The organism is Neorhizobium sp. 2083 (assembly GCF_031455615.1).
GTDB lineage: Bacteria > Pseudomonadota > Alphaproteobacteria > Rhizobiales > Rhizobiaceae > Neorhizobium.
Map to the genome: position 1 here is coordinate 163,232 of NZ_JAVDTC010000009.1, position 26,743 is coordinate 189,974.

The window sequence follows — 26,743 nt, forward strand, 5'->3', positions numbered from 1 at the left end:
ATATACACAATTATTCGAGATCGCAAAATTTATAAATTCTGACTTTACGGCCGCAAGTTTGTATAATATTCCACCGTTAACACAGGAGGAAAATGTGAGCGGAGAGGATATCCGGGCGAGCTCGTTCAGAAGCGGCTGCAATTGCCGTGGCATCGATGTGCATTGCCACGTCGTTCCCGCTCGCTTCCCTGAGGTCGCCGGTGGTCACAGCGTTTGCGGTTGGCCTTCGATGATCGCTGCGGATGACTGCCACGCGACCGTGGTGATCGACGACAAACCCTATCGGACGGTGAACAACGCCTGCTGGGTTGCCGAGCGGCGGCTGGCGGAGATGGACAGGGCCGGAATTCAGATCCAGGCGCTGTCTCCCATGCCGGAACTGTTCGGCTACTGGATTGAGACGGATGCCGCCTGCGATCTGGTGCGCTACGTCAACGATTCAATCGCCACACTCGTGGCGGAAGGTCGGGGCCGATTTGTCGGTCTCGGCGGCCTGCCGCTGCAGGATATTGAGCTGTCCATCAAGGAGTTGCACCGGATTGTCGGGGAACTCGGCTTCAGCGGCGTGGAAATCGGCAGCAACATCAATGGTGTGGTGATCGGCGATCCCCGCTTTCATCCGTTCTTTGCCGAAGCCGAGAAGCTCGGCGCAGCCGTCTTCGTTCATGCCGTGCGCCCGGCGGGCATGGACCGGCTCGTCGGGCCGGCGCCGCTTCAGCAGGTGCTAGGTTATCCGACCGATGTGGGGCTCGCCGCGGCGTCGGTCATTACCGGAGGATTGTTGCAGACGTTTCCGAAGCTGCGGATTGCCTTCAGTCATGGTGCCGGAACATTCGCTTCGCTGCTGCCGCGGCTGGAGCAGGGCTATTTAGCTTTTCCGGCCGTGAAGGACATCATGCCCGAGCCGCCGTCGGCTCAGGCGCGGCGTCTCTACGTGGATTCACTGGTTTTCGATGCTGAGACCCTACGCCGGCTGGTCGCCATTTTCGGCGAGGACCGCGTGCTGCTCGGCACGGATTATCCATTCAATTTTCGCGAGAAGGAGCCCGTCGCGCGCATCAAGGAAGCATTCGCGGACGCCTCCCTGCTGGAGCGTCTGACGTTTGCCAATGCGATCGCCTTCCTGGGTTTGGACGAGGTTTGATATGACTGTATTTCCTGTCACCGCATTGCGAAGCGTCGAACTGGGCACGCCCGATCTCGCAGGCTCCGTCGATTTCTATACCCGCGTGTGGGGATTGGAGGTCGTCGCGGAAGCATGCGACAAGGTCTTCCTGGCGGCCACCGGCAACGATTTCCATGTCCTGGAACTGAAGCAAAGCGACCGGTCCGAATTGCGCAAGATCACCTTCCGTGTCGGTTCCGCGGAGGAGCTGGCGGCGCTTTTTGCAAGGACGGTCGCCTCAGGCTGCACGGTAATGCGCGAACCGGGTCCTGCCGATGCGCCTTCCAGCGGCGAACGTTTCGTCATTCGCGAGCCGCAGGGCTCGGTTCTGGAATTCGTGCACGGTGATCGCCGCAAGGCCGGCAGTGCCGTTGCCAACAGGCCCGAACGTCTTGCCCATGTGAACATCAATACCGCGGATATCGAAAGCCTTTCCGCTTTCTACCGGGATGTTCTCGGTTTCCAGCTCACTGACCGGTCGAAGCTGATGGCCTTCCTGCGCTGCAACGACGACCACCATGCGGTGGTTCTGGCCGAAGCCCGGGCGAATGGCCTCAACCATGTCGCCTTTCTGATGCCCGACCTCGAATCCGTCATGCGCGGATCGGGCCAGGTTGTCGATCACGGACATCCCATCGGCTGGGGAGTCGGCCGGCACGGGCCGGGTGACAACGTCTTTGCCTATTTCATCGATCCCCAGGGCGTCGTGGTGGAATACACCGCCGAGGTTCTGCAGGTCGACCAGACCTATCGTTTCCGCGGTCCGGACGAATGGGTCTGGCCGCCCGGCCGCACCGATCACTGGGGTATTGCCCCTCCCAAGAGCGACGCCTGCAAGAAGGCGCAGATTTCTATCGGATTTTCCGGCGCGTGAAGCCGCCGTTCAGTTTGCAGAGGCATTCCCGTGAAGAACGAGATTTCGAATACGTATGACGTGCTGGTCGTCGGCTTTGGCCCGGCAGGCGCCGTGGCCGCCGGAATGCTCGGTGCACGTGGGCATTCGACGCTTGTCGTCGATCGCCTGACCGACATTTACGACAAGCCGCGTGCGATCGCGATCGACCATGAGATTCTGCGTCATTTTGACAATATGGGCATTGTCGACCAGGTCATGCCCTATATCGAACCCTTTACGGCATCCCAGCATTTCGGGGCGCAGGGGCAGCTTATCCGTCGCATCGATATGGTGCCCGCGCCTTTTCCTCTTGGTTACACGCCGAGCATGGTCTTCACCCAGCCGCCGGTCGAGGCCGTGCTGAGACGCCACGCCAGAAGCTTTGACAACGTGACGGTCGAGCTTGGAACGGAAATGCTGGATCTTGATCCGCGCGCCGACGAGGTGGTGGTAACGCTGAAGGACGCTGCCGGTGCATCGCGACAAGTTGCCGCGAAATACGTCATCGGCTGCGACGGTGCGTGGAGCAGGGTGCGCGAACTTTCCGGCATGAAACTGGAGGATCTGGTATTCGACGAGCCGTGGCTGGTGGTGGACGTTCAGGTTCACGACGACGCACTCGGCAACCTGCCGCAGACTTCTGCGCAGTATTGCGATCCGGCGCGGCCGACAAGCTATATCATGGGGCCGAAGAACCATCGGCGCTGGGAGATCATGCTCTTGCCCGGGGAAGACCCGCGCGAGATGGAAAAGTCCGAAAATGTCTGGCGCCTCCTGTCGCCTTGGCTCACACCGGAAGAAGGCGATCTGTGGCGCGCGGCGGCCTATCGTTTCCATGCGCTGGTTGCCGATGAATGGCGTCGCGGCCGGGTGATGATCGCCGGCGATGCGGCCCATCAGCAGCCGCCATTCATCGGGCAAGGCATGTGCCAGGGCCTGCGCGACGTCTCCAATCTCATCTGGCGACTCGATCGCGTCTTGAAGGGACAGTCTTCGCAGGCGCTTTTCGAGACCTACACGACCGAACGCAAGCGCCACGTCCAGACGCTGACCGGCAAGATCAAGGCGATCGGTCAGGCGATCTGCGAGCGAGACCCGCAAGCCGCTGCCGCGCGAGACGCCCGTATTCTTTCGGAGGGTGGCGGCAAGCCGCTGATCATTACGCGCCAGGAAATCGTGCCGCCCATCGAAGAGGGGCTCATCGCTGCAGAAGGCACCCCGGCAAGGGGGGTGCTTTTCCCCCAGCCCGCCATTGCTGATGGCGTTTCGTCGCGATTGCTGGACGCTTTCACCGGGCCGACATGGCGGCTCGTACTCGACGGCCGCCGGATCGGGGTAGCCGAAGGCGAAGCACTTGCCGGGGAAGACAGCGGACTGGTGGTCCGCAGCGTCGTCGGCGCCAATCACGCGACGCAGGATCCCGCCGTCCTGCGTGAAAAGGATGACGTGCTTTCCGCCTGGTTCGACCGCCACGGCGTGATCGCCGCGCTGGTGCGTCCCGACCACTACGTCTTTGGCGCGGCTGAAAACATCGATGCCCTTCGCCAGCAAATTGCGGACTTGCGCGTCCGCCTTGCGTGACGCGCTGTCCATCGAGAACTGTTCCGATACAGGAGAAGCCCTCTATGAGATTGTCCACCGTCAAGATCGCCGGCCGCGCCACCTGGGGCGTCATCGAAGGCGATAACTTCCGCGACGCCGGCGCGGTGCTTGCATCGCGTTACCCGGATCTCAAGGCTGCCATCACCGCCGGGTTCGCCGGCGTGAACGACGCCGCCGCCTCGGCCGCTGCTATCCCGCTTGCAGAGGTCGAATGGTTGCCGGTCGTGCCCAATCCCGACAAGATCCTCTGCGTCGGCCTGAACTACGAAACGCACCGCAAGGAAACCGGCCGCAGCGAAGTCGAGAACCCGACGATCTTTTCGCGCTATGCCAATAGCCAGACCGGCCATCTGGCGCCGATCGTGCGCCCAAGGGTTTCCGTCAATCTCGACTTCGAGGGCGAACTCGCGGTCATCATCGGCAAGCCGGGCCGTTACATCCCGCGCGCCGAGGCGATGGACCATGTCGCAGGTTATGCCTGCTACAACGACGGCAGCGTTCGCGACTTCCAGTATCACACCCATCAGTTCACGCCGGGCAAGAACTTCCCGGATACAGGCGCCTTCGGCCCATGGATGATGACGCCTGACGAGCTTGGTCCCCTGGATGACTTGCGTCTCCAGACCCGGCTGAACGGCCAGGTGGTGCAGGAAGCGACTTTCGCCCAGATGATTTTCGATATCGCGCGGCAAATCGAATATTGCTCGACCTTCACGCGTCTGGAAGCCGGCGACGTTATCGTCAGCGGCACGCCAGGCGGCGTCGGCGCAAAGCGCACGCCGCCGCTCTGGATGAAGCCGGGCGACGTCGTCGAGATCGAGATCGACGGACTGGGAATCCTGCACAATCCAATCAAGGACGAAGCGCACTGACAAGACTTTCCGCGGGGGCTGGTCGGGAGAGGTGGCCGGCCTCTCGCGAACGACGGGAGATTTGGCTTCAACCGGAGGACGATATCTAACGGGAGAACGATATCTCGAAATTTTCAAGACGCATTTTAATGGCAGACGTCGACGCAGGTCCGGTTCCGGCCTGCGCTTCTGCTCAGGCGGCGGACTGAGCCGCAGCGACCGGTTACCGTATTGGTCGCCGGCAATAGCCCAGATGTGCTGTGCCGCATCATCACTGCTCGGATACACCATACGAGCGAAATGGATCGGTGTTGCAAACATGGCATCGCTTCAGAAAAAACATGAGTACAATAATCATATTTCATTGATCACCCCTACTTCGGCTCTTATAGCTGCGAACCGCGAGGCATCTCGCAAGGCGCATTTTCCGCGCCGTTAGCATCCGTGATCTCTTCGATCACTCATCGCAGTTTGCCGCTTGCCGAAAGGATCGGGCAATGACGTTCTCCTCCAGATCGCTCTCCACATATCGCCGTCTCATCAGCTCCACTATTATGGCTGGCGCGATGACCGCAGCACTCTCGCCCGCTGTGGCGGTTGCGCAGGACGCTGCCGGCAGCGCGACGCAACTTGAGCCGATCATTCTCAGGAACTCCAGCGCCCAAACCATTCGTGAAGACAACGATACGATCATTCCGAAGCGGGCGGTTTCCGCTTTGAAGACGGATACGCCGCTCGTCGAGACACCGCGTTCGGTTTCCGTCGTGACCCGCGAGGAGATGGAGCAGCGTTCCGTCACCGACATGATCCAGGCAACGCGCTATAGCTCCGGCGTTACAACAGGCGGCTTTGGTTATGACCCTCGCTTCGATCAGATTTACATCCGCGGTATCGAGACGACCACGGGCGGCGATTTCCGCGATGGTTTGCGTCAGCCGGTGATGAATTACGGGACCCTCACGACCGAGATATACACGCTCGATCGCGTCGAAATATTGAAGGGACCCACATCGGTCATGTATGGCGCGGCGAGCGCCGCCGGTATCGTCAACAAGATTTCCAAACTGCCCCTGGAAGAAGCCCACCATGAGGTCGAGCTTCAATACGGCACGATCGGACGCAAGCAGGCCGCTTTCGATATCGGAGGATCGGTCGGCGACAGCAACGACATGTTCTACCGGCTTGTGGGCCTCGTCCGAGAAGGAGAGACCAATTATGACATCCAGGACGACCGCTACCTTCTGCAGCCCTCTTTCACTTGGGAGGCGACGGACAGCACCAAAATAACCATTTACGGGCTGGCCCAGAATACTGAAACAGAGTCGAGCGCCTGGACCTTCCAAAACGGCGGCCAGATCCATCGCGTCAGCGATCCGGATTATGATTACCAGAAGATCCGGCAGTACCAGGCGGGGTACCAGCTCGAACACGATTTCGGGAACGGCCTGACTTTCCGGCAGAACGCGCGGGTGAGCGACCTGCACCTCAAGGCCCGCTACAATAACCGGATGACGATGTTCAGTGCGCCTGCCGCTCCATGGTCCACCACGGCAGTCACCGACGAGATGCGTGCGTATCAGATCGACAACCAGTTCCAAGCCAAATTCGAAACCGGCGCTGTATCCCATACGATCCTCGCGGGGCTGGATTTCACCGCCGTCAACTCTGATTTTGCTCTAGGCTCTGGCTCCATGTCGCCGAGTGCCCGCAGCAGCGCTCCCACGCCAGCCCTTACCGGTTTTACCGGCAACAATCTGCGTCAGACGGGTCTATATGCGCAGGAGCAGGCGGAATTCGAAAACTGGCGTTTCGTGGGCGGCTTGCGGTACGATTGGCTGGATCAGACCAAGAGAGATAAGGTCGCTGGTACCGCTGATGAGAAGATCGACGGGGCTCTGTCCGGGCAAGTCGGGCTCCTCTACCTCTTCGACAACGGCCTTGCGCCGTATGTAAGCTACGGAACCTCCTTCGTCCCCTCGACCCAGCTTTCCGCTTCGGGTGCGGTGCTCAACCCAACCAAAGGCCGGCAGATCGAGGCCGGGATAAAGTACCAGCCGGAAGGCGAAGACCTTTCACTCAGCACCGCGGTCTATCGCCTGGTTGAAACGGGCAAGCCGCAATATGCGAGCGCGCCGCTCTTCTACGAGAACTCGGGCGAAAATACGTTTACAGGCTTCGAGGCCGAAGGCCGGAAGACTTTCGACAACGGCATCAGCCTGATCGCCGCCTACACCTACACCCACGGCGAAATCACGCGTAATCTTGACAGCGCCATTATCGGGAACACGCCGACGACGACACCCAAGCATGTCGCTTCCCTGTGGGTGAATTATGCCGCGCCCGAAGATACCGCCATCGCCGGCCTCAGCATTGGCGGCGGCATTCGTGTAACCAGCGAATCCTTTACCGACGATTCCAATACAACCAAGAATGCGGGTGTCGCCTACCTCGATGCGTCGCTGTCTTATGATTTTGGCGCCAAGTCGCCCGATCTCAAGGGCCTGTCGCTGACGGTCAGTGCCACCAATCTTGCCAACCGCGAAGAGCAGGTCTGCAACGGCGGCTATTGCTATTTCGGCCAAGGTAGGGCGGTCGTCGGCTCGCTGAAATATAAGTGGTAACGGTGTTGAAGCTCGTCGCGACAGATCCAGGACCTGGTCGTCCTGCAACCACTTCTCGGCCCACCCGGGCCATAAGCGAAGCGAATATCGCCCCTGTATTTCCAGCGGAACAACCATGACTGAAAAAGCCTACGCATTGCCCGGAACTGTTTATTTTGACCTGGCCCCGGTTGCCGGTGGGGAACCCTATCGCATCTTCCTGTTCACCCCAAAAGGAGAGCTGCCCGCCGCCGGATGGCCTCTTTTGGTCATGACCGACGGTAACGCGACCTTTCCTTTTGCGTTCGCCAGCATGGTGACACAAGCGCCGTACCCAACCGGCACCAATGTGGATTGGGGCGTCATTGCCGCGATCGGCTACCCCTCCGACGAACCCTATGATGCATTGCGGAGGGCCTGGGACCTGGGGCCTCCGCCAATCAAATCCTATCCGCCCTATTTTGAAGGTGGGCCTCCTGTTCGTATCGGCGGGACAGGCGATCTGCTCGACTTTATCGAGAGCCAACTCTTTCCGCGGCTTGACGAAATGGTTCGGACGGATGCGACGCGCCGGTCGCTTTTCGGGCATTCCTTCGGCGGGCTTTTTACCCTCTACGCCCTTTTTGAGCGCCCGGGCCTTTTTGCCAATTGGATCGCCGCCAGCCCGACCATCTATTGGGAAGGCAGTGAAATCCTGAACAATGAGGCCAGCCGGAAACGCATCGCAGGCCCCGCAGCCTTCCTCCATCTGTCGGCCGGCGAGTATGAGGGGGATAGGCTTGCGCCCTTCCAGTACCGCAACGACGATGCCGCATCTCGTCTTGAGAAGAGGAAAACCGAGCGGACTGCCGCATTGGCGCAGGAAATGGCAATCCGACTGAACGGCCCCGAGACCGGAATCCGGACGCAGTTCGAGCTTTTTGCAGGGCAGACCCACATGTCCGTGCTCGGACCGGCCGTCAACCGTGCCGTGAGCATTGCCTTTGAAAGTGGAGTAGCGCAGGGCATATGACGGATACCTGCGCCTCAGCCCCAACGTTAAATTTTCAGACTGTAACGGGAGGTGACGTGACCTCGGAACAACTCGCGCAGAACGCGCCCGAAACAACGAAAGTCTTTGAGATCGACAGGATCGGGCTTTCAATCGACGGCAATGCGATCCTATCGGATGTCAGCCTTGAATTTCCGGCGGGAGAGGTCGTTGCCCTGGTTGGCCATAACGGTTCGGGCAAATCCAGCCTCCTGAAGATTCTGGCGCGGCAACTGACCCCGACTTCCGGAACTGCCGCTTATGGTGGCCGTGATCTCAAGCAATATCAGGCCCGCGACTTCGCGCGATCCGTCGCCTATTTGCCGCAGGATTTGAACACGGGCTCGGACATGACGATCCGCGAGCTTGTCGGTTGCGGCCGCTATCCGTGGCACGGGGCGCTTGGTCGTTTCTCGGAGATCGACAAGCAAAAGGTCGAGGCAGCCATAGCGGCAACCCATATCGAGACATTTGCAGAGCGCGTTGTGGGCACGCTCTCCGGTGGCGAGCGGCAACGTGCATGGATCGCCATGCTGATCGCCCAGGATGCGCACTGCCTCCTCCTCGACGAGCCGACCGGGGCGCTGGATATCGCGCACCAGGTCGAGGTCCTTTCTCTCGTGCGGCGGTTGGCGCACGAAGGCGGCCGGAGCGTGGTCATAGTTCTTCACGACATCAACATGGCGGCACGCTTCTGCGATCGCATCCATGCGCTGAAAGGGGGGAGGGTGGTCGCCAGCGGCACGCCGGGCGAAATTCTGGTGCCGGCCACGCTGCACGCCATTTATGGGATCGTCATGGATGTAATTTCCGTTCCGACCCTTTCGCATCCGCTTGCCTATGCCTGCTGAGACCCGCCCGCGGATGGAAATTTCACGGCGCACATTTCTTCGCTACACAGCCGCAGCCGCTTCCATCCCGACGCCGTTGTTCGCGGAGGTGGCCGGGCAAAGGGTCGTAAGCCTCGACTACGGATTGGCGTCCACGCTTCTGTCGCTTGGATTGCCTCCCGTCGGAATATCGGATCTCGCCGATTGGGGTCGATGGGTCGTCGAGCCGGCAATGCCTCGATCGGTTGTCGATATCGGCAGTGCCTTTGAAGTCGATTTTGAGACCCTCATTCAACTCAAGCCGGAAGTCATCCTGACGACACCTTATCTCGACGAACTCCTGCCCAAGCTTCGGCCGATCGCCAAGGTTCTACGTCTTGAAATCTTCACTCCGGAATCCGGCCCCATTCTCCCATCGGCGATCGCGGCGACGCGCAGACTGGCGGCCGAACTCGGCCGTGAGGCTGAAGCGGAACTCTTCGTCGAGCGATCCGAAGCGTTTTTCCATGAATGCCGCCAGCGGTTGGCCGGCCGGATCATTCCGCCGGTCGCTCTGGTGAGTTTCATGGATGCCCGTCACGCTCGCATCTATTCAGCTCCGGGCTTGTTTCACAATGCACTCGAGCGCATCGGTGTGCGCAATGCCTGGACACGGCAATCGAATTATTGGGGTTTCGAGACGATCGGCATCGAGGAACTCTCCGGCATTACCGATCCGGACGCACGGCTGCTAGCCTTTGATCCCGTTCCCCCTGACGTGCTGCCGAAACTCAAGGACAGTCCGCTTTGGCAGGCGCTCCCATTCTCGCGGCCGGGCCATCTTTCCGTCGTCGCTCCGGCCCTGATGTTCGGCATGCTCAACGAAGCCGTGCGTTTTGCCGGTCTGGTGACCGAACTCCTGGAACAAGACTCATGAGCCCAACTCGCAGCGATAACCTCGGGCCTGCGCTCGTATGTCTCGCACTGCTCTGCGGTGGCGGTGTCGCGGCCTGGTTTCTCATCGAACCGGCGCTCTCCGTTGTGGCCGGGCAGGGTTACGACACTCAGCGCATGGTACTCTATTATTCGACGCTGCCGCGGCTGGTCACGGCATTGCTGGCCGGTGCGGCTCTCGCAATGTCCGGCGCCCTGTTCCAGCACATCCTGCGGAACCCGCTGGCCGATTCGACCACGCTCGGCGTCTCGGCCGGGGCCAATCTCGCGCTGGTGGTGGTATCGCTTTTCGTGCCGGGTCTTCTCGGTGCAGGCCGTGACGTCGTCGCTCTTGCCGGAAGCGCGGTTGCCGCCGCGATCGTCATCGGGCTTGGTGCGCGCCGCGGCTTCTCTCCCTATTCGCTCGTCCTCTCAGGGCTGGTCCTAAGCCTCTGGTGTGGGGGACTGGCGGCCATCCTCATCTATCTGAACCAGCGATACCTGGCGAGCTTGTTCATCTGGGGAGCTGGTTCGCTCGCGCAGCAGAGCTGGACCATCCCTTTGTCGCTCGCGTGGAAAATGACGATCGTCGCCATGGTCTGCGCGCTGGTGATGAGGCCGCTCTCGCTGCTTGACCTTGGGGAAGCCGGTTCGGCTGCGCTCGGCGTGAGGCTGGCTCGCCTTCGCATCGTAGTCATTGCTTGCGCGGTGACGCTCGCCGCCATCGTCACCAGTGCCGTCGGGGTAATCGGTTTCATTGGGTTGGTTGCGCCGACACTTGCACGGCTTTCCGGAGCGCGGCGGCCGGTTCAGTTGATCTTCTGGTCTCCGCTGATCGGCGCAGCACTTCTCTTTTTCGCCGATTCCGTCCTGCAACTCTCGGCAGGCGGGCTCGGAAGCTTCTTGCCGACCGGTGCGGTCACCGCCATTTTTGGCTCACCGCTGCTTCTGGCCCTCCTGCCGCGATTGAAAGTCCGTCACCGCATTCAGCAGGCGGAGTTGCCTCGGAGGTCGCGCCGCCGGAGCGCCGGTGTTCCGCTCATTATCGCGGTCGTGAGTGTCCTCGGCCTCGTGGCTGTCAGCCTGTTTGTCGGGCGTGGACCTGGCGGCTGGGCTGTCCTTTCTGGCGAATTCTTCGACGATATCCTTGCGCTTCGCGCACCGAAGGTCTTCGCGGCGCTGGCATCCGGCGCGATGCTTGGCGTTGCGGGTTCGATCCTGCAGAGACTGACCGGTAATGAAATGGCAAGCCCCGAGGTTCTCGGGATCAGCGCCGGCGCGACCTTTGGCGTTGCCATCGCTCTTTTCGCCATCGCGCCGGGTTTTCCCGGTGAATTTGCCTTCGCTGTCGGCGGTGCCATTTCGGTTCTCGCCATCATCCTTCTCGGTTCGCGACGCTCCAACTTCGCACCGGAACGTGTCCTGCTTGCCGGCATCGCACTCAGTGCGATGGTCGATGCCGTTGTCGGTGTGCTGAGTTCGACGGGCGATCCAAGGGCGGCTCTGCTCATGCGCTGGATGAGCGGATCCACCTATCTCGTGAACGGCACAATCGCCATGTCGGAAGTGGCACTCGGCGCCGCGTTGGTCGCGATTTCCTTGGCGGCGCGGCATTGGCTGGACATCCTGCCGCTCGGGCCGGCCCCTTCGGCTGCCGTCGGCATACCGTTGGCGGGTTCGAGATTGGCCCTGTTCGGCCTTGCCGGTCTCATGACGGCAGCCGCGACATTGACTGTTGGTCCACTATCCTTCGTCGGCCTGATGGGACCGCATTTTGCGAGGGAATTAGGGCTGACACGCGCTCTGCCGCAGATGATCGGTGCCGCGCTGATCGGTGGTGGTCTGATGATTGCCGCTGATTTTCTCGGCCGCACCATCGCGGCTCCCTATCAGATCCCGGCTGGGCTCGTCTCAGCTCTTATAGGCGCACCCTGCCTGATGCTCCTGTTAGGCAAGAAGCGTTGATGGGAGGTTCCGCGCTCTTTCGTCAAGGCCTCCCGCGACGCGGCGTCGGGAACCGGGTTCCCGAGCAGCGCTTGCCTATTGGCATGTTATGCCTCGATCCGTTGCACTGCCTCGGGCTACTTGCGGATATGGGCAGTAAACATATCGGGTGCCTGTCAACGATTTCGCTTGGGCGTTCTTTTCGGTAACGCCGGCCGGACGGATTGTGGAGTCACGCCTTTTTCCACCCAGTCAACGAGCGGCGAGAAGAAATCGAAGTCATCGTAGGAGGGGCCGCCCGCTCCGTGAGGCATCCCCGGACTGCGGTAAAATTTGACACTTATCAAGCCCCGAAATTCAGCTAATCGAAAGTCATGACGATTCCTCCATCGCATTGCGACGGTCTACAAGCCGCAATTCCTCCAGGTCCATTGTCACATTGGGATAAAACGAAGCATATTGTCTAACTGCTATTTCACAACAATCCATAACCCAACTGGGATGCTGAGGTGCAATGTTCATCCGGCAATGAAACGCGGGCCGAACACCGCGGTTGGTGCTGTTGCCGTTCCTCGAGGCCGCATGGGTGCGGATTCCGACAACGACCTGTTTACGAAGTCTGGGCATAATTCTGTCAGATAAGGAGGTGCTCATGGCTGTTCTCCGTCCATTCGGGAAATCCTCTGTAGAGGCAGCACGGCGCGAGATGGAACGCCTCGCGGCTCTGGACCAGCTCGACATTCTAGATTCTCCCCGGGATCCGGGCTTCGAAAGGGTGGTCCGTCTAATCAAGGAGATATTCGCGGTCGATATCGGTATCGTCTCCTTCATCGACGCCCATCGCCAGTGGTACAAGGCATGTTCTGGCCTTCCGGCGGATGAGATGCCTCGCAATGATACCTTTTGCCGGCATGTCGTTGAATGCGATGAACCCGTTGTGGTTCAAGACGCAACTCGCGATCCTCGTTTTTCTGCCAATCCTGCTGTGACGGGGGAGGCTCACGTCCGCTTCTACGCAGGTGTGCCGCTGAAGACAGCAGACGGCCATACTGTCGGTACCGTCTGCGCCATCGACAGAAGACCCCGCTCGTTCAGCAGCCGCGACCTCGTCATCCTGCAGGAACTGGCCGCCGTCGCCATGGATCGGATCGAACTCCTGAGGTCGGGGGCTACGGATGGCCTCACGGGAGCCATGACGCGCCGTGCATTTAAGGAAGAGTCTGCTCGGCTATTGTCGCAGGCAAGCCGCCACAATCATGACGTTTCCTGCATTGTATTGGATGTCGATCATTTCAAGAGTGTGAACGACACCTACGGACATGCGGCCGGTGACGAAGTGCTGAAGCTCGTCGCGGCCACCTGCCGCGAACACCTTCGAGCGGGTGATCTCCTTGGCCGGTTAGGTGGTGAGGAGTTCGCGATCCTGCTGCCCCATGTTGATCGGGAGGCTGGTCTTGGCGTCGCGGAGAAACTGCGCCGGGCTTTGGCCTCACAAGCCCTCGCATTCGGAGCAGACACCGTCCAGGTGACGGCAAGTTTTGGTGCCACCTCGATGTCTATCGTCGCGAAAGACATCGATACTCTTCTGGCGCAGGCGGATGCCGCCATGTATCGCGCAAAGCAGGCAGGCCGTGACCGATGCACGGCATGGACTTCTGCAGAAGGCTCGGGCGCAAGCGAGCGCCGACGAGTGCTGAAGGCCGGCGCCATCATCTTCAATGACAGACGCTCTACCTTCGACTGCACGATCCGCTCTCTTGGTGCAGACGGTGCTAGTATCGTTGTTTCCAGCACTGCGGGCATCCCTCCACATTTCACCTTGGCGGTCCAGGCGGAGGGCTTTGAAAGCGCCTGCCGCGTTATAGCCCAGGATCGCCAACATCTTGAGGTCAGCTTCCGCTGATACGAAACTTTTGTGCGAGCGACGAGGAGCGGGAGACATTGTCTCTAGAACGACAACGGCATCCGGACCCCCAGATCCAGGCTGAGATTTAGATCCACCGCTTTTTGGGCAGTCGTTAAAACTGTACGGACTTCCCTAACCTCTGCATCAGACCTGACATGAAAGGGTACCGGTCGGAGGTGTCAATGACCCGACTGGTTTCATGTATCACTGAACAGCACCACTGGCCGCTTCTGCTGGTCGCCGCCTGTGTTTGTGCCGTCGGCAACCTGGCGGGGGTGTTCATGTTGTCGCGTGCGCATCAGTGCGCCAAGGCGCACCGCGATCTCTGGCTTGCGGTCGCGGGTGTGGTTCTTGGCGGTACGATCTGGGCGACCCACTTCATCGCCATGCTGGCGTACAGCATCCCCGTGAACTACCAAATCGCGGAGACAGGGATATCCATAGTCGCCGCAATCGCGATAGCCTGTCTTGCGACGTATACCCTCCTTCATCTTCCGGGGCGGCAGGGTGCGGTTGCAGCCGGTATGTTTCTCGGCCTGGCGATTGCGGTGATGCACGCCATTGGGCTGAGCGCCATCAGCTCGGTCTATATTGAAAATGATACCGCCACGGCTGTCATGGCATGGCTATTGGGCGGCGGTTTCTCGATCAGCGCTACGCTCCTTTTCTACCGGGAGATGAATGGCTTGAGGCTGATCCTCGCCAGCTTTTTCATCGTCCTCGCAGTCTGCAGCCATCATATGGTTTCCATGACCGGACTCGCTATCGTCCCGTTATATCCGGGCCCTGTCGATGCTCTGACATTCCTTGACCGCGTCGGTATCGCGACCGGCGTCTGCATCGTCTCGAGCCTGTTGATCGCGACAGGTGTCGCAGCGCTCTTCTTCGACCGGCACCTGACCGACGTAAAAGGTCTTGCGAACGCGACCTCTGAAGCCGTTGTGCTGACGCGAGCAGGGCAAATTGTCCATGCCAATGAGCGTTTCACGAGCCTGACCGGAAAGCCGATCGCCGAACTGAAGTCGGCCTCGCTCTCTGATTTTATGTTCGAAAGGCAAGGATCGAGAGGTCTGCTGAATTCTCCTTGCGGCCCTATCCACGTCGAGATTGTCGAGGGCGTGATCGAGTACAAGGGCCGCGAGACCTCGGTGTTCGGCTTGCGGGACATCAGTGAGCGCCTCGAGGCGAACCGCCAGCTGATGCATCTTGCTGCCCATGACCCACTGACGGGCCTCTTGAACAGACGGGCGTTTAACAGCCGCTCAGAAGAAGTGATCGCTGACGCGGTCGCCGGTGGAAAAGCGTTCTCGCTGCTCACGCTTGATCTCGACCGCTTCAAGTCCATCAACGATGTTCACGGCCATGCCACCGGCGATCTTATTCTGCAGCAGGTCGCCGATGTCTTGAATTCGTCGTTTGAGGGAAGCGCGCTGGTGGGCAGGATAGGCGGAGATGAATTTTCGGTTCTGTTGCCCGGACTAGATGGGCTCGCGGCGCACCAGTCCGCGTCAGTACTTATAGGAAAGTTCAGATCCCAGTTCGAGACCCACGAGAAGGCGGGTGCGTTGGGAGTGAGCGTAGGTGTGGCCACGTTCCCGGAACACGGGGCTGATCTCAAGCAGCTGCAGAACAATGCCGACGCCGCGCTCTATCGTGCCAAATCCCAAGGAAGAGGGAGAATATGCGCGTTCGACCGTTTCCTTGACCAGCAACTCCAAAAGCGGAGACGGTTGGAGGATGAATTGCGGGGCGCAGTCAACAAGGGTGAGCTGTTCTTGCTCTACCAGCCGATCGTCGAGACCGTGACGCGGGAACACAAGGGTTATGAGGCTCTCTTGCGCTGGCGCCACCCCACGCTCGGCGTTTTGTCACCGGCAGTGTTCATCGAAGCTGCGGAGGAGAGCGGGAGCATCGTTGAGATCGGAAAATGGGTTCTCGACAAGGCGTGCCGGGAAGCATCGTCGTGGGATGGCAATCAGTTCGTCGCCATCAACGTTTCGGTCCGCCAGTTGTATTCTTCCGATCTCGTCGATCATGTAGCAACCGCGCTTTCTGCCAGCGGCCTTCCTCCGGAGAGGCTGGAACTGGAGATCACTGAGACTTCGCTGCTCGAAGATAGCACCGATGTTGCTCATTGCCTGGATACGCTGGATGCACTCGGCGTGAAGCTTGTGATGGACGACTATGGCAGCGGTTACGCCTCGATGACCAACCTCAGGCGCTATCCATTCCACAAGGTCAAAATCGACCGCAGTTATGTTGCTGCGCTTGAAGATGATCCGGTCGCGGAGGTTAGCATTGACTGTGCCTTGGCCCTCGGCAAGGTGCTTGGACTGGCGGTTGTCGTAGAGGGGGTCGAGACGGAGACGCAATACCACCGCCTCATCGACAAGATGCCCAATCAGTTGCAAGGCTTCCTTTTCGGCCGACCGGCTCAGATAGGAGACCATCTCCGTTCGGAAAACAGGCGTGCAGACCGCTTACCCTGCTCGGCATAATAACCTTTAGGCAGCCCATCGGCAAACCGGGCGTTTATGGAAGAGCTGATCCGGCGGGCGAGGGGTAGGATTTGAGTTGGTATCCTGCCCTTTCGGTCAGGAAGGGTGTTCCTGTGCACTTGGCAAACTCGCCAGAGGCGGGCCCGAAATCCGCAAAGCGGGGTGTTGCCAAGGCGCTGACATATCGCCGTGCCGTTGTCCGAGCTGACGAGCGCGCCGACTGGGTGCCATAAAGTCTGTCCCGTTGATCATTGCCTTAACGGCAGCCGCTGCCGAAACGGTTTGTAATTCTGCGGCAATCCTTGCACCGCACTGTCGCCCCAGAACATCCGTGACGGAGGCCAGAAGGCGTGTGCAGCAATCGATCCATTGAATCATTTCTCCGATTTTTGGGGCCTCCACCCATATTTGCCTTCAGGTCCTTGTGTTTCACCATCCCTCTGATCCTTGCGGTTACCGGATGCGCCTCGGTGCCTCTGAAGGAAGCAGGCACCCTGACCTCCTACCGCAATCTTGGCGCGCAAAAAGGGACGTTGGGCAAGAGGCGCCTCTATGTCGACGGGCAACATCTGGCCACGGTGAGAACCGTCACGATCGTGCCGACGACTTTCTCCTTCAGCGCCGCATCCCGGATCAAAACGGAAGCCGACCGCTCGCTGGTGTCGAACGCGCTGGACCGGGCGCTCTGCGTTGCGCTCAGCGACAAGTACCAGATGGTCCCGGCCGGCCAACCGGCGGATCTGACGGTCCGATCCGTCGTCACCGATATCGTCTCGACGAACCAGGCCGTGGCCGGGGTCGCGACCGCGGTCACCGTCGGCACCGGTTTTGTCCTGCCGGTCAGCGTGCCGCGCCTGCCCTTCGGTCTCGGAGGATTGGCAGTCGAAGCAGAGGCCGTCGACGGCGGCGGCATTCAGAGCGCGGCGATGGTATGGGCCCGCGGCGCGAACTCGATCCAGGACAAACCCCGTATTTCCGAGGTCGGGGACGCCTATGGCCTCGCTTCCAAGTTTGCGAGCGATTTTTCGGCCATGCTCATTTCCGGCAAGGAGCCGAAAGGGCTCAACCTCTCTCTTCCCTCGCGGCAGAGGATAAAGTCCTGGCTCGGCGGCAAGCCGAAATACGCGGCTTGCGACGCATTCGGCCGGGCGCCCGGATTGGTCGGTGTCGTCGCGGCCAAATACGGTGCACCGCCGGAATGGACCGACAAGAAACCCAAACCCCTCGTGACACACTGACATGCTCTACGCCCCGGCTGGCCTGGAGCGTCGCGCAAGCCGCTGCGCTTTTTACGGAGGAACGGCGGTCGGCCCCTCCAGCGACCGGCCGGTTCCGTAAGGCGGCATGGACGGACGGAGCAATGGCCAGCACCCCCAAGGCCCTGTTCCGTTCGTCCGCTGCTTGCCGGCATTCGCAAGCAGGATGCCCACCACCCCCTCGTTCGGCCCCCCATATCGGCGGCCGATTTTCATCCGGGCCTGTAATGCTGCGGCAATTCTTCAACCGCAGTTTCTTTCTGAAACCATCCCCGGGTTTCTTTAGCTTTTATAATCAGGAGTTATTTTGGTGAGCCAGCATGATCAACATCATCCGGAAGGCCGGCACCGCAACACGGTCTCAAGCGGAGTTGGGGCTTCCGACATCATAATAAGAAGGTGGACGGCAAGGGCGTCGATGGCGGTATTGGCTGCAGCCTCGGCACTGCTTCCGGCCGCGGCACTTGCGGCAGACCTCGACGCAGCCGATGCGGCGATTGCCCCTCCCGAACAGTTCGATACCGGACGCTATGGCGGCATTCGCGGCAAGCTGCATGACTGGAAGGTGACGATCGGCGTCGGGGCGATCTATCTCCCCGAATACGAAGGATCCGACGAGTTCAAGGTGCAGCCGTTTCCGGTGATTTCCGCCCAGTTCGGTGAGCGCGTGCATCTTGATACCGGCGGCCTCACCGTCGATCTGTTCGAGACCAACGGTTTCCGGATAGGCATTACGGGCGGCGTCGAGATGGGCCGCAAGGAGGATGACTCGGACTACCTGCGCGGTCTTGGCGATATCGACATGGGCGGCGTCGTCGGAGGGATTGTCAGCTACGAGACGGGTCCATTCGGCGTTTACGCCAAGTTGGACAAGACCATAGGCGGCAGCGAAGGCCTGACCGGCACGTTCGGCGCGAAGGTTTCGCATCGCTACGAACGGTTCATCTTCTCCACCGATGTGTCCGGCACCTGGGCCGACGACAATCACATGGAAGCCTATTTCGGGGTGACATCGATCCAGTCAGCCCGTTCCGGCCTGGCGGAGTATGAGGCGAAGTCGGGGATCAAGCGCGTCGATCTCAAGGGCTCCATCACCTACATAGTGACCGAGACCTGGAGTGTCACGGGAGCGGCCGGCGCCGGTTTCCTGCTCGGGGATGCCAAGGACAGCCCGATCGTCAAGGATGACATTCAGCCTTTCGCCATGCTGGGCGTAGGATATCGTTTCTAGAAGGATGACATCGCCGCGGCAGCCGTCAGGGCTGCCGCTCTCCGATCTTCATGCGCGGAGGACGGCCTAGATGTGGATCGTCTGGGCCGCGTTGATGGACGAGATGAAGCTTTTCGTGCGGTCCTGTTTCGGATCGCCGAAGATCGTCTCCGCCCTGCCGGATTCGATCACCTTGCCGCTTTCGAGAAAAACGACATGATGGGCGATTCGCGATGCAAGCCGCAGGTCGTGCGTCGCCATCACCATCGTCGTTCCTTCGGCCGCAAGCCGGCCAAGCACATCGATGACCTCGGCCGAAAGTTCGGGATCGAGCGCCGAAGTCGGTTCGTCGCAGAGCAGAACCCGCGGCGAGGGCGCAAGCGCCCGGGCGATCGCGACGCGCTGTTGTTGTCCGCCGGAAAGCTCGGACGGCCAGGCATCCGTTTTATGCGCCATTCCCACTTTGGTGAGCAGTTCGCTGGCGCGGCGGTGGGCTTTTTCCCGCGGCCATTTGAGGACCGTCGTCAGCCCTTCCATGACGTTTTCGATCGCGGTGCGATGGGGAAAGAGCTGGAAGTTCTGGAAGACCATGCCGGTCTGGCGGCGAATCTTCTGGATCGATTTCCAGCCGATCTTCTTGCCCGGTTCGAAGTCGAGCCTTTCATCGCCGATGCGGACGGAGCCGGCCGTCGGGATTTCCAGGAGATTGATGCAGCGGAGCAGCGTACTCTTGCCGCCGCCCGACGGGCCGATGAGCGCAGTCACGCTTCCTTCGGGAATGCTGAGGCTGATGTCCTTGAGGATCACGGCATCGCCGAAGCGCTTTTCGATGTTGGAAAGCTCGATCATCGATGTGACTCCAGCATGCCGCCATAACGGGCGAAGCGCTTCTCCAGCTTGTTCTGCAGCGACGACAGCACCGAACTCAGGACGAGATAGATCAGGGCAGCCTCGATATAGAGGATGAGCGGCTCGTAGGTGGTCGCGACGATCCGCTGGGCGGCCTGGAAGAGTTCCGGCACCGTGATCGCCGCGGCGAGCGAGGTATCCTTGACCAGCGAGATGAAGGTGTTCGAAAGCGGCGGCACTGCGACGCGCGCAGCCTGCGGCAAAATGGTGCGGCTCATCGCCTGGCGCCATGACATGCCGATCGAATAGGCTGCTTCCCACTGCCCTTTCGGCACCGAGGAAATGACGGCGCGGATGATTTCCGAACTGTAGGCGCCGATATTCAGGGTAAAGCCGATCAACGCGGCGGGAAAGGCGTCGAGCAGGATGTTGATGCTCGGCAGGCCGTAGAAGATAACGAAAAGCTGTACGAGAAGCGGTGTGCCGCGGATCACCCAGACGTAAAATCGTGCGACCAGCGCCAGCGGCGCGGGGCCGAACAGCCGCGTGACCGCCGTGATCAGGCCAAGGATGAGCCCCAGCAGGAAGGACAGCAATGTCAGCGGAACCGTGAAGCGGATGCCCGCCCATAGGAGGGTCGGAAGGGAATCCGACATCAATTGAAGCCAGTGCGGCACGATGTGATCCTCAAAAAATGACGCGTCCGGCGCGGGCGCCGGACGGGGTATTCACGCATTCAGGAATGAACCGGCAGCTTACTTCGAGACGTCCTGTCCGAAATATTTGTCGGAAATCTTCTGGTAGGTACCGTCGGCCTTGATGTCGGCCAGGGCCTTGTTGATGGCGGCGAGGAGTTCCGGCTCGCCCTTGCGGATGATGATGCCGGAATAATCGGCATTGTCCTGCTGCGCGGCGATCTTCACCGGCGCGTCGGGCTTCTGCTTCTTGAAATCGAGGAAGGAGAGGCTGTCGTTGATCGTCGCCTCGGCGCGGCGCGTCAGCACGAGCTGGATCGACTGGTCGAAACCATCGGTGGCCACGAGTTCCGCGCCCGCCTGCTCGGCGATTTTGCCGAAATTGCTGGTCAGGGACTGGGCCGACTTCTTGCCCTTGAGATCCGCGAAGCCCTTGATGTCGCTGTTGTCCTGGCGAACGATCAGCACCGCCTTGGATGCGATGTAGGGATCGGAGAAATCGTATTTCTGCTTGCGGGCTTCGGTAATGCCGACCTGGTTGATGACGGTATCGTAGCGCTTGGCATCGAGGCCCGCGATGAGGCCGTCCCACTTGCCTTCGACGAATTCGGCCTTGACCCCGAGTTTCGCAGCAACGGCCTGCCCAATCTCGACATCGAAACCGGCAAGTTTGCCGGTGGCGTCATGATAGGTGAAGGGCGCATAGGTGCCCTCGGTGCCGATCTTGAAGATGCCTGCGGATTTGATGGCGGCGAGATTTTCGCCGGCGAGAGAAGGGGTGAGGGCTGCGGCTTGAATGAGGGCCGCCGCGACGATGGTTTTCAACCGGAACATTTAGGTCATCCTTTCAGCAGTGCTTGCTGGCGACTAGATGACAGAAAATAGGACGGCGCGATTGAAAGAAAACCGCGAATAAAACCGGCAAATGCGAATATTTTACTCAGGGCGGTCGCGGCCGCCCATGAGCCTCCGGGGGATGACAGGCGCGGGCGCAGCCAACGGAAGAAGCGCCCGCCTCGCGCCGGAAGATAGGGCAGACCGTTTACACGCCCGATCGCACCGTTCCTTCGATTGAAGCAAGCCAGTTCAGCGCAGAAAAATCCAAACTCGGTGAAGGTCTTAGCGATGAAGGCCTGGAATTTGCGCACGATTGCGCGCCCTCGCGGTTGACATACGTCAATGACGGGGAGATTATATTCAACATGGATACATCATATTCACATAGAATACAAGAGGAAAATGGCGGCGTCCGCCCCCTCTCGACGGTTCTGAAGACGATGGCGGTGCTGGACGTGCTGGCCTCGAGCGCCCGCGGCATGAAGCTGCCGGAGATCGCGTTGGCCATGGAACTCTCACGGCCGACGGCCTATCAGCGGCTGCTGACGTTGATCGAAGCCGGCTGGGTCGAGCAGGATCACGAGATGCGCTACCGTCTCTCGATGCATGCCTGTCGGCTTGCGGCTGCGGCCATGGAGCAGGCAAATCTGGGAACGCGGGTCCAGCCGATCATCGAGATGCTGGTCCATCGGGTGAAGGAAACGGCTTCGCTGGCGGTGCTCGACCGCGGCCTTCCCTGCATTGTCTCGCGCGTGGAATCCGAAAGCGTGCTGCGTGCCGAACAGAAGATCGGTACGACCATGTCGCTCGAAGGCTCCGCGTCCGGCCGCATCCTGACCGCCTTCGCGGACGAGGTGACGCTCGCCCGCCTCAAGGAAAGTGGCGAACCGTTGGCTTCGGAAGAACTTCTGGGCGAGGCCCGCGCCAATGGCTACGCGCTGTCGAGCGGTTATACCCATAGCGGGGTCGTGGCGATTGCCGCGCCGATCTTCGATCTCCACGGAAAGTGCACATCGACGATCTCGCTGGTCATGCCGCAGATGCGCTTCGATCTGGAAAGTTTTCGCGAGCCGCTTCTCGAAACCGCCCGCACCATCACGAAAATGCAGCAGGGAGAACGTTGACGGTCATGACCGCGACTTCCGAACAGGTGGCGATGCCACAGCCGCGCCCAGGCCACGAGGTGATGAAAATCTCGCGGCTGGCGGCAATCCAGCCGAGCCGGCTTAGCGGTACGCGCGCCTTCATGAACAAGATGATCCGCGAGCGCTGGGACATTTCCAACGTCCTGTTCGACGTGGATGAAAACGCCGAAGGCACCGTCGTCTATTCCATCAAGGCGCCGGACCAGGAATTCTCGTTCATCGGCTTTTCCCGCCCCCCAAGCCGCACCGCGCGCACCGGCCGCATCATCGGCCAGGCCTGGGACATGATGGGCGCGCTGATTGAAGGACCGGCGACCGAGGCGGAGATCGAAACGGCGCGGCGGGAAATTCCAAAGCTCTATACCGGCCGGGCGACCGCCGGCACGCTGATCTGGTGCCGCTCGAACCGCTCGATGCGGGTCTTCGACCAGACGCTCGAAGCGCTGGCCGAGGGCCGCCAACCCTCCGTCGCCGATCTTTCCAAGGTCTGCTACCTGATGCGCAATACCGGCCTCGACGGTAACGGCACGTTCGGGACGCGCTCCTTTCCATCGCTTGGAGCGCGCCATGCGCTTGGTGGCGTTCTCGAGGCGCAGTTGCTGACGGCCTACCTGATGCGGGAATTCTCCTGCGATCTCGTCGAACATCTCGCCGCGAAGAAATCGGACAAGGCCATACGCCTCGACCCGCGGCTACGCCGCTATATCGGTGTCGGCAATGGATCCGCGCTCGGCCTCATCTTCTTCGTCCACAAACATCCGCGCCTGATCAACGGGCTTCTCGCCGCACGCGAAGGCGCGATTGCGGCGGCGCGCGCGCTGAAGCTCGATGCGTCGGATGCCCGCGTCGCAAAGCTGCTCGACTTCGTCCGTCAGGCAATCGTCTTCCGCCGCCAGGACCAGATGGTCTACGAGACATTTGCGTCCAGCGCCGAAGTGGCCGCCGATCTTGAAAAGGTGGTTGCGGCGTTGGAAGAGTTTCGCAGGAGCGGCACGGTGCTTGGCCGCAAGGCGGATTATCCGCTCGATATCCTCGCCTTCGAGTTCGAGGTCGAGATCGTGCCGGAAGCCTATGAGACGTTTCTGTCGTTGCTGATCGAACTGGTGCCGGAAGAGGCCGACGCGCTGTTGGCGGCCGTTGACGGTCCCGACGAGTTCACCGTCTCGCCGGCCGAGACAGTGGAAGACCTGATGGCGCTCGTCCGGGACGAATATCGGTGGGCGCTCGACACCGACATGGCAGGCCCCGACGCCTATAAATATGTCTGGTACAAATCCGAGACGGCAGAAGAGCCCCGCCGCGGCTCCCGCGAGGAAGTGCCCGAGGCGCTCGATCTCGGCCTTGATGTCTGCGGCGGCATCCAGACCCTGTTTGCCGATCTCGGCAGCGCCGAAAGTTCGCTTACCGTCGCCCGCTTCCTGATGAAGTATCCCGAACATCGCTACATGGTGGCGCGCATTCAGAGCCTGCGCGGGCAGGGCTATCACACGCCACGCGCTAATATCAACGCCGAGGCTTTCGTGCCGATCGACCTCGTGCGGTTGATGAATGTCGGCATTCACGGCATCGACAAGACCCGCGACTTCCTCAGCCGCAACCTTCGCGGCGTGCTTTATCACGGCGCACCGACCCCAGACGATCTGCGCGCCGGCTACACCGGCACTTGGTACTATCCGGCGGAACCTGTCCTATGACCTCCCTGAATTCATTTCCTTCCATGCGCGTCATGCCTCGCGAGATGCGGCTGATGTCCGAGCGGATCTTTTCGCTCAGCAGCCTGCCCAAGGGTTTCTTCCTGACGGTCGGCGACTTTCCGATGTATTCGCAAAAGCTTGGCCTCGGTGGTTTCCAGCTGTTCGAAAAGCGGTTCGTGAGCTTCAGGTCGGCGGCCGTCGCCCGTATCGCGATCGCCTCGGAGGAGGGGCACCGCATCACGCTCGATGCCGCGGGCGAACATGCCTGGTTCGTGCTGCCGACCGCCCTCGATCTGCTCGGCGAGCTTGCGGCCCGGTTCGGATCGGCGGAACTGACGGTACTTGGTGCGACGGATGCCGACGAGCTTGCAATCGCCACGCGTTTCGGCGGTCGATCGGGGCTTGCGATCTCCATGTCGGGCAATGTGCTGAAGGCTGTTCCCGCAGCCGTCACCGGCGACGTCCCCAAAGACGATCCTCTGCTCTGGTCGCTTCTGGAAGAGGGCGCAGAGATCGAGAGCGATCTCTGGTGGCGCATCTATCACCTGGCAAAACAGGCGCTTGCCACCGACAGCATCGTTTCGCGCCGCCACGCCGGCCCGATGATCGTCAACGAAGATGGCACTGTCATCGGCCGCAAGGACAATGACGACGAGACCGACGTGACGTTCCTGTCGTCCAGATTGTCGGAACGCGAAAAGGCCGAACGCAAAAAGGAAAGTGCGCGATCATGATCATCGACGGTTTGCAATGCGGGCATTTCGATCGCGCCGCCTTTGAAACGCTGCTCAAGGGAACGGTTGGCGGCGTCGTCAACACCTGCGGCTTCTGGGAAGGCACGGTGGAATCGCTCGATTCGATCGGCCGCTGGCGCGATCTCGTTCGCGAGAATGCCGACATCGCCGAGATCGCTCTTTCGGCGGGCGACATCACCCGCATTTCCGATGCGGGCAAGCTGGCGATCATCATGGGCTTCCAGAACAGCAACCTTTTCGAGGGCCGGGTCCGCTTCGTGGAGATGTTCGCCGAACTTGGCGTGCGCGTGGTGCAGCTCACCTACAACAACCAGAACGAACTCGGTGGCTCCTGCTACGAGGCGGAGGATTCCGGCCTGTCGCGCTTCGGCAGGGAAGTGGTCCGCGAGATGAACGCGGCCGGCATTCTGGTCGATTGCAGCCATGTCGGCGACCGCACGACACTCGATGCCATCAAGGTGTCGGAAAAGCCGATCGCGGTCACCCACGCCAATGCCCAATCGCTTTTCATGCACAAGCGCAACAAGTCGGACGACGTCATCAAGGCGCTGAAGGACACCGGCGGGGTAATCGGCTGCGCCGCCTATCGCAACATTACCGGCGACGAATTCTGCGCCTCGATCGAGGCCTGGTGCACGATGGTTGCCCGCACGGTCGATATCGCCGGCATCGATTCCGTCGCGATCGGCACCGACAAGAGCCATAATTTCACCGCCCCCGACTATGCGTGGATGCGCAAGGGCCGCTGGACGCGCGGCGAGGACTATGGTGCGAGCGCTGCCGGCAAGCCGCTCAAGGCCGCACCTCCGGAATGGTTCCAGAAGGTCGAGGACATCAGGGTGATCCCCGACGGCCTCAGCGCCGTGGGCTTCTCGAAGGAAGAAGTCGCGAAGATCACGCACGGGAACTGGCTGCGGCTCTACGAAGCCACGTTCAGAAAATCATAAAAGAGGAGAACTGCAATGACTGGAATGAAGACCTTTCTCATGCCTGACCGCCGCCGTTTCCTGAAGACGGCCGGTGCCGCGATCACCGCTTCGCTCGCCGCTCCCTATGTGGTTCGCGCTCAGGAAAAGATCCTCTATGTGAATACCTGGGGCGGGCCGTGGGAGGCTGCCGCGAAGACGCATCTGATCGATCCGTTCACCGCCGAAACCGGCATCCAGGTGAAGACCGTTTCCCCGGTCTCCTTCGCCAAGCTTGCCCAGCAGGTCAAGACCGGCACCTACGAGTTCGACGTCACCACGCTTGGCGGCGGTGAACTGGTGCGCGCCAACCAGGCCGGCATCATTGAAGAGCTGAAGGAGCCCTATAAGGGCGGTCTCTTCGAAAACGGCGTCGCTTCGCATGCGTTCGCGACCGTGATGGCCTGGCGCACCGACAAATATAAGGACAGCCCCAAGACCTGGGCCGACTTCTGGAACGTCGAGAAGTTTCCCGGCGGACGTTCGCTGCAGCGGTATGCGTCGCGCGTCATCCCGATCGCGCTCCTCGCAGACGGCGTGGCGGTCAAGGACCTCTATCCGCTCGACGTGGACCGGGCCTTCAAGTCGCTCGACAGGATCAAGCCGCATATCCGCGTCTGGTGGACCGCCGGCGCCCAGTCGACCCAAATCCTGCGTGACGGGGAGATCGACATGATCGGCATCTGGCACGGCCGGTATTTCGAGGCCGAGAAGGCTGGCGCTCCGGTTGCCATGACCTGGAACCAGGGCGAGATCGAGCGGGCCTACTGGGTCGTCGCCAAGAAGACCCCGAACCTTGAAAACGCCAGGAAATTCGTGGAATTCGCCACCAGTGCCAAGCCGCTCGCCGGCTTCTCCAAGGCTGCGGATTACGGCGCGCTGAACCCGGCTTCCAACCAGTTCGTTGCTGCGGCCGATGCCAAGCGCATGCCGACCTCGCCGGACAACTACAAACAGACCTTCGAGCAGGACATGGTCAATTTCGGCATCGATCCGGCAGAACTCGCCGAACGTTTCGAAGAGTGGGTCGCCAGCTGATCCGCTCTCCTCGATCAGCCGACCTGTTGGCCGGCATCGCGCGGGTGCCCCGCGCGATGCCGCAAC

23 protein-coding genes are annotated in these 26,743 nt (G+C 60.7%); 18 read left to right on the forward strand and 5 right to left on the reverse strand.

The window, feature by feature from the left end; genetic code table 11:
* Window positions 1-94: 94 nt before the first annotated feature.
* The 9 genes from J2X76_RS27530 to fhuB all read left to right on the forward strand — a co-directional run bounded on the left by J2X76_RS27530 (window position 95) and on the right by fhuB (window position 11,850).
* A complete protein-coding gene (locus tag J2X76_RS27530; RefSeq protein ID WP_310220739.1) occupies window positions 95-1,144 on the forward strand; it encodes an amidohydrolase family protein in 1,050 nt (349 codons plus the stop codon).
* Between the two features lies 1 nt (window position 1,145).
* Entirely contained in the window at window positions 1,146-2,039 is an 894-nt protein-coding gene (locus J2X76_RS27535) for a VOC family protein (protein WP_310220740.1), read from the forward strand.
* 30 nt (window positions 2,040-2,069) lie between these two features.
* Entirely contained in the window at window positions 2,070-3,641 is a 1,572-nt protein-coding gene (locus J2X76_RS27540; RefSeq protein ID WP_405030104.1) for a bifunctional 3-(3-hydroxy-phenyl)propionate/3-hydroxycinnamic acid hydroxylase, read from the forward strand.
* 44 nt (window positions 3,642-3,685) lie between these two features.
* Window positions 3,686-4,534 (forward strand): fumarylacetoacetate hydrolase family protein, encoded by an 849-nt coding sequence (locus J2X76_RS27545; RefSeq protein ID WP_310220741.1) that lies wholly within the window; start codon window positions 3,686-3,688, stop codon window positions 4,532-4,534.
* 476 nt (window positions 4,535-5,010) lie between these two features.
* Entirely contained in the window at window positions 5,011-7,134 is a 2,124-nt protein-coding gene (locus J2X76_RS27550; RefSeq protein ID WP_310220742.1) for a TonB-dependent siderophore receptor, read from the forward strand.
* Window positions 7,135-7,249: 115 nt separating this feature from the next.
* A complete protein-coding gene (locus tag J2X76_RS27555) occupies window positions 7,250-8,125 on the forward strand; it encodes an alpha/beta hydrolase-fold protein (RefSeq protein ID WP_310220743.1) in 876 nt (291 codons plus the stop codon).
* Complete coding sequence (locus J2X76_RS27560) at window positions 8,122-8,994, forward strand: ATP-binding cassette domain-containing protein (RefSeq protein WP_310220744.1); 873 nt, start codon at window positions 8,122-8,124, stop codon at window positions 8,992-8,994. The genes J2X76_RS27555 and J2X76_RS27560 overlap by 4 nt, the downstream gene beginning before the upstream one ends.
* A gap of 13 nt (window positions 8,995-9,007) precedes the next feature.
* Window positions 9,008-9,889, forward strand: coding sequence for an iron-siderophore ABC transporter substrate-binding protein (locus J2X76_RS27565; RefSeq protein ID WP_310220745.1), 882 nt, complete (start codon window positions 9,008-9,010; stop codon window positions 9,887-9,889).
* Window positions 9,886-11,850: a Fe(3+)-hydroxamate ABC transporter permease FhuB gene (fhuB, locus tag J2X76_RS27570; RefSeq protein ID WP_310220746.1), complete on the forward strand. Its 1,965-nt coding sequence runs from the start codon at window positions 9,886-9,888 to the stop codon at window positions 11,848-11,850. Before J2X76_RS27565 ends, fhuB begins: the two co-directional genes overlap by 4 nt.
* Before the next feature lie 155 nt (window positions 11,851-12,005).
* On the opposite strand, the gene J2X76_RS27575 is transcribed toward fhuB, so the two are convergent.
* Window positions 12,006-12,224, reverse strand: coding sequence for a tannase/feruloyl esterase family alpha/beta hydrolase (locus J2X76_RS27575; RefSeq protein WP_310220748.1), 219 nt, complete (start codon window positions 12,222-12,224; stop codon window positions 12,006-12,008).
* Between the two features lie 257 nt (window positions 12,225-12,481).
* Here J2X76_RS27575 and J2X76_RS27580 point away from each other — a divergent pair, with 257 nt between their 5' ends.
* From J2X76_RS27580 to J2X76_RS27595, 4 genes are all read left to right on the forward strand, one after another.
* The gene (locus J2X76_RS27580) at window positions 12,482-13,732 is read left to right on the forward strand and encodes a sensor domain-containing diguanylate cyclase (RefSeq protein WP_310220749.1); all 1,251 of its coding nucleotides are present in this window, start codon (window positions 12,482-12,484) and stop codon (window positions 13,730-13,732) included.
* A 185-nt stretch (window positions 13,733-13,917) separates the two neighbouring features.
* Complete coding sequence (locus tag J2X76_RS27585) at window positions 13,918-16,233, forward strand: EAL domain-containing protein (protein ID WP_310220750.1); 2,316 nt, start codon at window positions 13,918-13,920, stop codon at window positions 16,231-16,233.
* Between the two features lie 404 nt (window positions 16,234-16,637).
* Window positions 16,638-17,471, forward strand: coding sequence for a DUF3313 domain-containing protein (locus J2X76_RS27590; RefSeq protein WP_405030108.1), 834 nt, complete (start codon window positions 16,638-16,640; stop codon window positions 17,469-17,471).
* Between the two features lie 436 nt (window positions 17,472-17,907).
* A complete protein-coding gene (locus J2X76_RS27595; RefSeq protein WP_310220752.1) occupies window positions 17,908-18,720 on the forward strand; it encodes a MipA/OmpV family protein in 813 nt (270 codons plus the stop codon).
* Between the two features lie 66 nt (window positions 18,721-18,786).
* Here J2X76_RS27595 and J2X76_RS27600 read toward each other — a convergent pair whose 3' ends face one another.
* The 4 genes from J2X76_RS27600 to J2X76_RS27615 all read right to left on the reverse strand — a co-directional run bounded on the left by J2X76_RS27600 (window position 18,787) and on the right by J2X76_RS27615 (window position 21,391).
* A complete protein-coding gene (locus J2X76_RS27600; RefSeq protein WP_310220753.1) occupies window positions 18,787-19,548 on the reverse strand; it encodes an amino acid ABC transporter ATP-binding protein in 762 nt (253 codons plus the stop codon).
* Window positions 19,545-20,225 carry an amino acid ABC transporter permease gene (locus tag J2X76_RS27605; RefSeq protein WP_310220754.1) on the reverse strand — a complete coding sequence of 227 codons (681 nt, stop codon included), beginning with the start codon at window positions 20,223-20,225 and terminating at the stop codon, window positions 19,545-19,547. Before J2X76_RS27605 ends, J2X76_RS27600 begins: the two co-directional genes overlap by 4 nt.
* A 78-nt stretch (window positions 20,226-20,303) precedes the next feature.
* Complete coding sequence (locus J2X76_RS27610) at window positions 20,304-21,077, reverse strand: amino acid ABC transporter substrate-binding protein (protein ID WP_310220755.1); 774 nt, start codon at window positions 21,075-21,077, stop codon at window positions 20,304-20,306.
* A gap of 5 nt (window positions 21,078-21,082) precedes the next feature.
* Entirely contained in the window at window positions 21,083-21,391 is a 309-nt protein-coding gene (locus J2X76_RS27615) for a hypothetical protein (protein WP_310220756.1), read from the reverse strand.
* 54 nt (window positions 21,392-21,445) lie between these two features.
* On the opposite strand from J2X76_RS27615, the gene J2X76_RS27620 reads away from it, so the two are divergent.
* From J2X76_RS27620 to J2X76_RS27640, 5 genes are read left to right on the forward strand one after another with little or no spacing between them, the layout of a single operon-like run.
* A complete protein-coding gene (locus J2X76_RS27620) occupies window positions 21,446-22,204 on the forward strand; it encodes an IclR family transcriptional regulator (RefSeq protein ID WP_310220757.1) in 759 nt (252 codons plus the stop codon).
* A 5-nt stretch (window positions 22,205-22,209) separates the two neighbouring features.
* The gene (locus tag J2X76_RS27625) at window positions 22,210-23,919 is read left to right on the forward strand and encodes a hypothetical protein (RefSeq protein WP_310220758.1); all 1,710 of its coding nucleotides are present in this window, start codon (window positions 22,210-22,212) and stop codon (window positions 23,917-23,919) included.
* Entirely contained in the window at window positions 23,916-24,653 is a 738-nt protein-coding gene (locus J2X76_RS27630) for a hypothetical protein (RefSeq protein ID WP_310220759.1), read from the forward strand. The genes J2X76_RS27625 and J2X76_RS27630 overlap by 4 nt, the downstream gene beginning before the upstream one ends.
* A complete protein-coding gene (locus J2X76_RS27635) occupies window positions 24,650-25,621 on the forward strand; it encodes a membrane dipeptidase (protein ID WP_310220760.1) in 972 nt (323 codons plus the stop codon). The genes J2X76_RS27630 and J2X76_RS27635 overlap by 4 nt, the downstream gene beginning before the upstream one ends.
* A gap of 15 nt (window positions 25,622-25,636) precedes the next feature.
* Window positions 25,637-26,677, forward strand: a complete 1,041-nt coding sequence (locus J2X76_RS27640; RefSeq protein ID WP_310220761.1) for an ABC transporter substrate-binding protein — start codon at window positions 25,637-25,639, stop codon at window positions 26,675-26,677.
* Window positions 26,678-26,743: the final 66 nt, after the last annotated feature.